Origin of the sequence: Streptomyces sp. NPDC059909 (assembly GCF_042730885.1) — a bacterium.
GTDB lineage: Bacteria > Actinomycetota > Actinomycetes > Streptomycetales > Streptomycetaceae > Streptomyces.
In genome coordinates, this window is the sequence record NZ_JBHWKX010000125.1 from 1 (window position 1) to 7,332 (window position 7,332).

The following is a 7,332-nucleotide window of genomic DNA, read 5'->3' on the forward strand; positions in this document are numbered from 1 at the left end:
GTGCGGGGCATCGGACCGCCCAGGCTCGATTGGGCGTTGCCGGGCGTGAGGGAACCCGCCCCCGCATTCCCGGACCACGGACACGATCCGTGCGCGCTGGACGCGGAGTGAACGCAGGGGACCAGAACGCCCAACACCGTTCGGGGCGTTCGGCTGAGCATGAGTTCTGGCAACAGGACTCACTTCCGCTCAGTCTTTAGGAACGGTCCTGTGGCCGGTCGCCGAGCGGCCCGTGCGGCGCGGGTGCCGACACCGTACGACGTACCTGGACGGCAAACCGCCCGAAGCCCGGAGGAGCCCCGGGCCGGTCCGGGCGCCCGGGCCGGCCCGGGGCGCTGTGCTGCGCGCTTGTGCCGTACCGGCGGCGCCCCTATCCTGAGTTTGTGCCGCTACTAAACAAACTGTGCACGGCCACTCCCGGGAGCCACGGCGGAGACCCCGCCCCGCACTCCCTGACCCGCCTCCGCGCCGCGCTGACCGTCTTCTTCGCCCTCGATGGCTTCCTCTTCGCCGGCTGGGTGGTCCGTATCCCCGCCATCAAGCAGCAGACCGGCGCCTCGGCGAGCGGCCTGGGCCTCGCCCTCCTCGGGGTGTCGGCCGGTGCCGTGGTGACGATGACCCTCACCGGACGGCTGTGCCGGCGCTTCGGGAGCCATCCGGTGACCGTCGCGGCAGGGGTCCTGATGTCGCTGAGCATCGCATTGCCCGCGATGACGCACTCGACCCTCGCGCTCGGCCTGGTGCTGCTGGTCTTCGGCACGGCGTACGGCGGCATCAACGTGGCGATGAACAGCGCCGCCGTGGATCTCGTCGCGGCGCTGCGGCGGGCGGTCATGCCCAGCTTCCACGCCGCCTTCAGCCTCGGCGGCATGATCGGCGCCGGGCTCGGCAGCCTGGTCGCCGCGGGCCTCTCCCCCGCGGCTCATCTCTTCGCGCTCACCGGGATCGGGCTGCTGGTCACGGCGGCGGCGGGCCCGATGCTGCTGCGCCACACGTCGCCCGTGCCACAGGAGCCCTCCGCGCCTTCATGGGACAAGGCGCGGTCCGCAACCACGCGCACACCCGCACAGGCTCCCGCGCGGCTCACCGGCCGCACCCGCCGCCTGGTCGTGCTCTTCGGCGTGATCGCGCTGTGCACGGCGTACGGCGAGGGCGCGCTGGCCGACTGGGGAGCGCTCCATCTCGAGCAGGACCTGAACGCGCGCCCGGGTGTGGCCGCCGCCGGATACTCGCTGTTCGCCCTCGCCATGACCGCGGGCCGGCTCACGGGCACGACCCTGCTGGAGCGGCTCGGCCAGACCCGGACCCTGGTCGCGGGCGGTGCGACGGCCGCGGCCGGCATGCTGCTCGGCGCGCTGGCCCCGACCACATGGCTCGCCCTGCTGGGCTTCGCCGTGACGGGGCTCGGCCTCGCGAACATCTTTCCGGTGGCGGTGGCCCGCGCGGGCGCCCTCGCCGGCCCCGGCGGGGTGGCCGCCGCATCCACGCTCGGCTACGGCGGAATGCTGCTCGGGCCGCCCGCGATCGGCTTCCTCGCCGACTGGTTCTCGCTGCCGGTGGCCCTGACGACGGTGGCGGCCCTCGCGGGCGCGGCGGCGCTGATCGGGTACGCGGCACGCACGGCGCAGGCACCGGAGCCGCTCCCCGCATCGGACCCGGTACCGGCACGGGGCAGGCAGGCCGCGGTCTTCGACGACGTCGCCGACGCCGGTGCAGGCACCCGTACCGGTTGAGTAGCCGTACTCAGGCAGCCGCGCGGCCCCTGTTCCACGATGGAGACATCGACCGAGGGGGCACTACCCATGAACACACACGGACGTCTCGGCCGGATCGCCCGGCTGACCTTCGGCAATCCGGCGTCGCTGGTGTATCTCGGGCTGGTGGCCGTGGCCACCCTGCTCGCCGCGTACGACACGCTGTTCGTGCACCACGAGGACGCGTCGTTCGCCTGGCTGATGCCGATGCTGCTCACGGCGCCGACGTTCTTCGTCGTCGCGTCGGGCGGCGAGTGGCTCGGCGACTCCGTGGCCGGATCGTACTGGTTCCCGTATCTGGCGCTGGTCGTGTCGGCGCTGATCCAGGCGTTCGCGCTCGGCTGGTTCGTCCGGATGCTGCACGGCAGGCCGCGGTCCGCACACCCCAGGGGTGTGTGACCCGCTGGCACAATGCCCGCATGGAGACCGTGGAACTGATCAAGTACCTCGCCGAGGAGGGCCGGTTGCTGGCCGGCGCCGCGGAGAAGGCGGGCCCGGAGGCCGCCGTGCCGACCTGTCCCGGATGGGCGGTCAGGGACCTGCTGCGGCACACCGGCATGGTGCACCGCTGGGCCACCGCGTTCGTGGTCGAGGGGCACACGGCGTACCACCCGGACGCGGGTGAGCCGGACCTCGAGGGGGACGAGCTGCTGGAGTGGTTCCGGGAGGGGCACGGGCTGCTGGTCGCGGCGCTCACCGACGCGCCGGACGATCTGCACTGCTGGAGCTTCCTGCCGGCGCCGTCGCCCCGGGCCTTCTGGGCACGGCGGCAGGCCCACGAGACGGCCATGCACCGCGTGGACGCCGAATCCGCACTCGCCGATGGCGGTCCGCTGTCCGTCTCCGCGGCCATGTCGGCCCGGTTCGCTGCCGACGGGATCGACGAGCTGCTGTGCGCGTTCCACGCCCGGCCCAAGAGCCGGGTGCGCACGGACGTTCCGCGGACCTTCCGGGTGCGGACGACGGACACGGACGACGTGTGGACCGTCCATCTGTCCCCGGAGCCGGCGCGTACCGAACGTACCGGCGAGGGACCGGTGGACTGCGAGCTGAGCGGTCCCGCCGGGCGGCTCTATCCGGCTCTGTGGAACCGGCTGCCGCTCACCGACGTGACCGTCACGGGTGACACCGGACTCGCGCAACTGTGGCGCGAGAACTCCGCGATCACCTGGTCCTGAGCCCGTTCCGTCCCGGGAGCGGCGGACTCGGCGGTCCGCAGCCCCGGGCACAAGCAGCGCCCCGGACCTCGGAAGCTCCCTGGCCCCAGCAGCCCCGGGCCTCAGCGCCCGGGCCGCGCCAGCATCCGGGAGAGCACCGCGCGCTGCAGCGGCTGCACCTCCGCGTGGCGCTCGCGGCCCTTGGACGTGAGCGCCACGCGCACCCCGCGCCGGTCCTCACTGCACATCCCGCGCGTCACCAGGCCGTCCTTCTCCAGCCGTGCGACCAGGCGCGACAGCGCACTCTGGCTCAGATGGACGCGGGAAGCCAGCTCCTGCACGCGGAACGATTCGCCGCCGTCCTCGGCCGACCCCTCGGCCAGGACGTCGAGCACCTCGAAGTCGCTCGCACCCAGCCCGTGCTGATGCAGCTCGCGGTCGAGCTCGCACATCGTGCGGGCGTGCAGCGCGAGAACGTCCCGCCACTCCTCCACGAGCCCACGCTCGGACTTGTTCGCCGCCATGGCCGCACGTTAGCAGAAAAGACCCACTTTGTTGCACCGGAATTAAATGCACTTGCAATCAATGCACATGCATGTAGCGTGCTGCTTCATGACCACTCCGCTCAATGTCCCCGCATCGCAGGAGCGCTGGACACCTCGGCTGTGGGGCACCCTGCTCGTGCTCTGCGCCGCGATGTTCCTGGACGCCCTCGACGTCTCGATGGTCGGCGTCGCGCTGCCCTCCATCGCCACCGACCTCGGCCTCACCACCTCGACCCTGCAGTGGATCGTCAGCGGTTACATCCTCGGCTACGGCGGACTGCTGCTCCTCGGCGGCCGCGCGGCCGATCTCCTGGGACGGCGCCGGGTGTTCCTGATCGCCCTCGCCGTCTTCGCGCTCGCCTCGCTGCTGGGCGGGCTCGTCGACTCGGGGCCGCTGCTCATCGCCAGCCGCTTCATCAAGGGCCTGAGCGCCGCGTTCACCGCGCCCGCGGGGCTCTCGATCATCACGACGACCTTCAAGGAGGGGCCGCAGCGCAACCGCGCCCTGTCCATCTACACCACCTGCGCCGCGACCGGATTCTCGATGGGCCTGGTGCTGTCCGGGCTGCTCACCGAGGTGAGCTGGCGGCTCACGATGCTGCTGCCCGCGCCCATCGCGCTCCTCGCGCTCCTGGCCGGCATGCGGCTGATCCCGCAGAGCAGCCGTGAGGACTCCGGCAAGGGCTATGACGTCCCCGGCGCCGTCCTCGGCACGGTCTCGATGCTGCTGCTCGTCTTCACCGTCGTCCAGGCGCCCGAGGCCGGCTGGGCATCGGCCCGCACTCTGCTGTCGTTCCTGGCCACGGCCCTGCTGATCGCGGCCTTCGTCGCGGTCGAACGGCGCAGCTCGCACCCCCTGATCCGGCTGGGGGTGCTGCGCTCGGGCAGCCAGATCCGGGCGAATCTCGGTGCCGCGTTCTTCTTCGGCTCGTACGTCGGCTTCCAGTTCCTCGTCACGCAGTACATGCAGTCCCTGCTCGGCTGGTCGGCGCTGCAGACCGCGCTGGCCTTCCTCCCGGCGGGTGCGCTGGTGGCCCTCTCCTCGACGAAGATCGGCTCGGTCGTGGACCGGTTCGGCACACCACGCGTGATCGCCACCGGATTCACGCTGCTCGTGATCGCGTACGCGCTGTTCCTCCAGATCGACCTCACGCCGAGCTACGCGGCCGTGATCCTGCCGTCGATGCTGCTGCTCGGCGCGGCGTGCGCGCTTGTCTTCCCCTCGCTCAACATCCAGGCCACCAGCGGGGTGGAGGACCACGAGCAGGGCATGGTCTCCGGGCTGCTGAACACGTCGATCCAGGTGGGCGGCGCGATCTTCCTGGCCGTGGTGACTGCGGTGGTCACGGCGGGCGGGGAGACCGGCCGTTCCCCGCAGGAGGTGCTCGACAGCTTCCTGCCCGGCCTGATGGTGGTCACCGCGATCGCGGCGGCCGGGCTGGTGATCACGCTGACCGGACTGCGGGCGCGGCGCGCCGCCCAGCACACGGTGGTCGTCGCGAAGTCCGCGTCCGGGTCCGGCTCCGTACGGGAGGACGACGCGGCCGACGAGCGCGTCGGGGCCCGCAACTGACCGACACGGCACAGAAGACGGCGGCGTGCGGGTGGTTGCCCGCGCGCCGCCGCGCTGTGAGACTCCCGCCCATGGGGGACTCCGTGGGGAGACGTACAGCGAGACGTACACAGGCCGAACGGGACGCGATCACCGTCGAGATCGGGTACGCCCTTTTCAGTGCGGTCTTCGCGACGGCCCTGGTCTTCGGCGCGATCGCGGGGCCTGCGCTGCTGCTCGATCTGCCCTTCCTGGTGGTCGCCGGAGGCGCGGTCGCGGGGCTCGCCTTCGTGGCGCGGGTCGTGCACGTGCTGTGGCGGTTTCCCCGGGCGGCCGGCAGTGCTCAGCCGAGCCAGCCGGGCCGGACGAGCCCCGACTCGTAGGCCAGGACGACCAGTTGGGCCCGGTCGCGGGCGCCCAGCTTCACCATCGTCCGGCTGACGTGCGTCTTGGCGGTGAGGGGGCTGACCACGAGCCGGCGGGCGATCTCCTCGTTGGAGAGGCCTATCCCGACGAGGGCCATCACCTCCCGCTCCCGCTCGGTGAGTTCCGCGAGCCGCTCGTCCTGGGCGGGCGCCTTGGACCGGGCGGCGAACTCGGCGATGAGCCGGCGCGTCACGCCGGGCGAGAGCAGCGCGTCGCCGTCCACCACGGCCCGTACGGCGCGCAGCAGTTCCTCCGGTTCGGTGTCCTTCACCAGGAAGCCGGAGGCCCCGGCGCGGATCGCCTCGAAGACGTACTCGTCCAGCTCGAAGGTGGTCAGCATGACGACCTTCACGCCGTCCAGGGTCTCGTCCTCGGTGATGCGGCGCGTGGCGGCGAGCCCGTCGAGCAGCGGCATCCGGATGTCCATCAGGACGACGTCGGGCTTCAGCGCGGCGACTTCGCGCAGCGCCTCCTCGCCGTCCGCGGCTTCCCCCGCCACCTCGATGTCCGGCTGGGCGTCGAGCAGTGCCCGGAAGCCGGCCCGTACCAGCGACTGGTCGTCGGCGAGCAGTACCCGGATCACGGTGTCTCCTCCAGTGCCCTCGGCTCGAACGGCAGGTCGGCGTGGACCCGGAAGCCTCCGTCCGGGCGCGTACCCGCCTCGATGGTGCCACCGAGGGCGGCGGCACGTTCCCGCATCCCGGCGAGTCCGTTGCCGCTGCCGCCCTGTTCGGTGCCGGTGGCCGGGCCGTTGTCGTCGATTCGGAGGTCGAGGCGGCCGGGCGCGTAACGGATCGCCACCCGTGCCGTGCGGGATCCGGAGTGGCGCACCACGTTGGTCAGCGCCTCCTGCACGATCCGGAAGGCGGCGAGATCGGCACCGGGGGGCAGCGCTGCCTTCGTCCCCTCGGTGGTGATCTCCACCGTGAGTCCGGCCGTGGCGGCCTGCTCGACGAGTTCGGGCAGCCGGTCGAGGCCGGGTGCGGGGGCGCGGGGTGCGTCGCCGGGAGTGCGGAGGGTGTCGAGGACCTGCCGCACCTCCCCGAGCGCCTCCTTGCTCGCCGCCTTGATCGTCGTCAGTGCGGTACGGGCCTGCTCCGGGTCGGAGTCCAGCAGCGCGAGGCCGACCCCCGCCTGGACGTTGATGACGGAGATGGAGTGGGCGAGTACGTCGTGGAGTTCGCGGGCGATGCGCAGCCGCTCCTCGTCGGCGCGGCGCTTCTCGGCGGCGGCGCGCTCGGCGCGCTCCCGGACCCACTGCTCCCTGCGGGCGCGGGCGAGTTCGGCTCCGGCGAGGACGGCCACGACCCAGGCGGTGCCGATCAGCTCCTCGCCCCACGGCGCCGGGGTGTCGTTGCCGGGCGGCAGATAGCGGTAGAGCCAGTGTCCGACCAGGAGATGGCCGACCGCGAGCACTCCCACGGCCCACCAGGCCGCGCGCCGGTGTCCCGCGACGATCGCCGAGAAGACGCCGACGGCGACGGTGGCGAAGACCGGCCCGTACGGATACCCGGTGGCCAGATACACCAGCGCGGTCGCCACCGCGCCGAGGAGCGCGGCGACCGGGTACTTCCTGCGCAGCAGGAGGAAGGCGGGCCCGGCGAGCAGCAGGGCCCGGGCGAACGCGTCGAGCGGCTCCCTGTCGGGCTGGTTCCTCGCCGCGAAGCCCGTACCGACCATCACGAAGAGGGCGAGCAGCAGCGTGGAGCGCCAGGGCACCCCGGTCCCGCCCCACCGGTCCGCCCACCGGTCCGGTCCATGACGCCACCACGGTGGCCCGCCGTGCATCCACGGCGGGCCCCCCTGGTGGTTGCGCGTTCCCTTCTCACCCCCACCGTCACACCCGACCGCACCAGCCCCTGCGGGAGTCCGCCGGGCGCGGTGATCTCCAGTCACCC

The 7,332-nt window shown here is 72.4% G+C and carries 8 protein-coding genes and 1 pseudogene; 6 read left to right on the plus strand and 3 right to left on the minus strand.

Annotated features, from left to right (window positions below):
- The 4 genes and pseudogenes from ACFV9O_RS37875 to ACFV9O_RS37890 form a co-directional block, all read left to right on the plus strand.
- Positions 1-200: pseudogene (locus ACFV9O_RS37875) on the plus strand (IS200/IS605 family accessory protein TnpB-related protein); the annotation flags it as partial.
- Positions 201-383: 183 nt separating this feature from the next.
- A complete protein-coding gene (locus ACFV9O_RS37880; protein ID WP_385426930.1) occupies positions 384-1,733 on the plus strand; it encodes an MFS transporter in 1,350 nt (449 codons plus the stop codon).
- A 69-nt stretch (positions 1,734-1,802) separates the two neighbouring features.
- Entirely contained in the window at positions 1,803-2,153 is a 351-nt protein-coding gene (locus ACFV9O_RS37885; protein WP_385426933.1) for an SCO4225 family membrane protein, read from the plus strand.
- Positions 2,154-2,173: 20 nt separating this feature from the next.
- Complete coding sequence (locus ACFV9O_RS37890; protein WP_385426936.1) at positions 2,174-2,932, plus strand: maleylpyruvate isomerase family mycothiol-dependent enzyme; 759 nt, start codon at positions 2,174-2,176, stop codon at positions 2,930-2,932.
- Between the two features lie 101 nt (positions 2,933-3,033).
- Here ACFV9O_RS37890 and ACFV9O_RS37895 read toward each other — a convergent pair whose 3' ends face one another.
- Complete coding sequence (locus ACFV9O_RS37895; RefSeq protein WP_385426938.1) at positions 3,034-3,435, minus strand: MarR family winged helix-turn-helix transcriptional regulator; 402 nt, start codon at positions 3,433-3,435, stop codon at positions 3,034-3,036.
- Positions 3,436-3,523: 88 nt separating this feature from the next.
- On the opposite strand from ACFV9O_RS37895, the gene ACFV9O_RS37900 reads away from it, so the two are divergent.
- Positions 3,524-5,029: an MFS transporter gene (locus tag ACFV9O_RS37900; RefSeq protein ID WP_385426941.1), complete on the plus strand. Its 1,506-nt coding sequence runs from the start codon at positions 3,524-3,526 to the stop codon at positions 5,027-5,029.
- Between the two features lie 71 nt (positions 5,030-5,100).
- A complete protein-coding gene (locus ACFV9O_RS37905; protein ID WP_385426943.1) occupies positions 5,101-5,391 on the plus strand; it encodes a DUF6332 family protein in 291 nt (96 codons plus the stop codon).
- On the opposite strand, the gene ACFV9O_RS37910 is transcribed toward ACFV9O_RS37905, so the two are convergent.
- Both ACFV9O_RS37910 and ACFV9O_RS37915 read right to left on the minus strand, forming a co-directional pair.
- Entirely contained in the window at positions 5,352-6,017 is a 666-nt protein-coding gene (locus ACFV9O_RS37910; RefSeq protein ID WP_385426946.1) for a response regulator, read from the minus strand. The two genes, ACFV9O_RS37905 and ACFV9O_RS37910, sit on opposite strands and share 40 nt — an antisense overlap.
- Positions 6,014-7,222, minus strand: a complete 1,209-nt coding sequence (locus ACFV9O_RS37915) for a histidine kinase (protein WP_385426949.1) — start codon at positions 7,220-7,222, stop codon at positions 6,014-6,016. The genes ACFV9O_RS37910 and ACFV9O_RS37915 overlap by 4 nt, the downstream gene beginning before the upstream one ends.
- Positions 7,223-7,332: the final 110 nt, after the last annotated feature.

Coding starts and splice junctions, on each gene's coding strand:
- ACFV9O_RS37905 (WP_385426943.1), top strand. CDS start 5,101: ATGGGGGACTCCGTGGGGAGACGTACAGCGAGACGTACACAGGCCGAA.
- ACFV9O_RS37895 (WP_385426938.1), bottom strand. CDS start 3,435: ATGGCGGCGAACAAGTCCGAGCGTGGGCTCGTGGAGGAGTGGCGGGAC.
- ACFV9O_RS37900 (WP_385426941.1), top strand. CDS start 3,524: ATGACCACTCCGCTCAATGTCCCCGCATCGCAGGAGCGCTGGACACCT.
- ACFV9O_RS37890 (WP_385426936.1), top strand. CDS start 2,174: ATGGAGACCGTGGAACTGATCAAGTACCTCGCCGAGGAGGGCCGGTTG.
- ACFV9O_RS37885 (WP_385426933.1), top strand. CDS start 1,803: ATGAACACACACGGACGTCTCGGCCGGATCGCCCGGCTGACCTTCGGC.
- ACFV9O_RS37915 (WP_385426949.1), bottom strand. CDS start 7,222: ATGCACGGCGGGCCACCGTGGTGGCGTCATGGACCGGACCGGTGGGCG.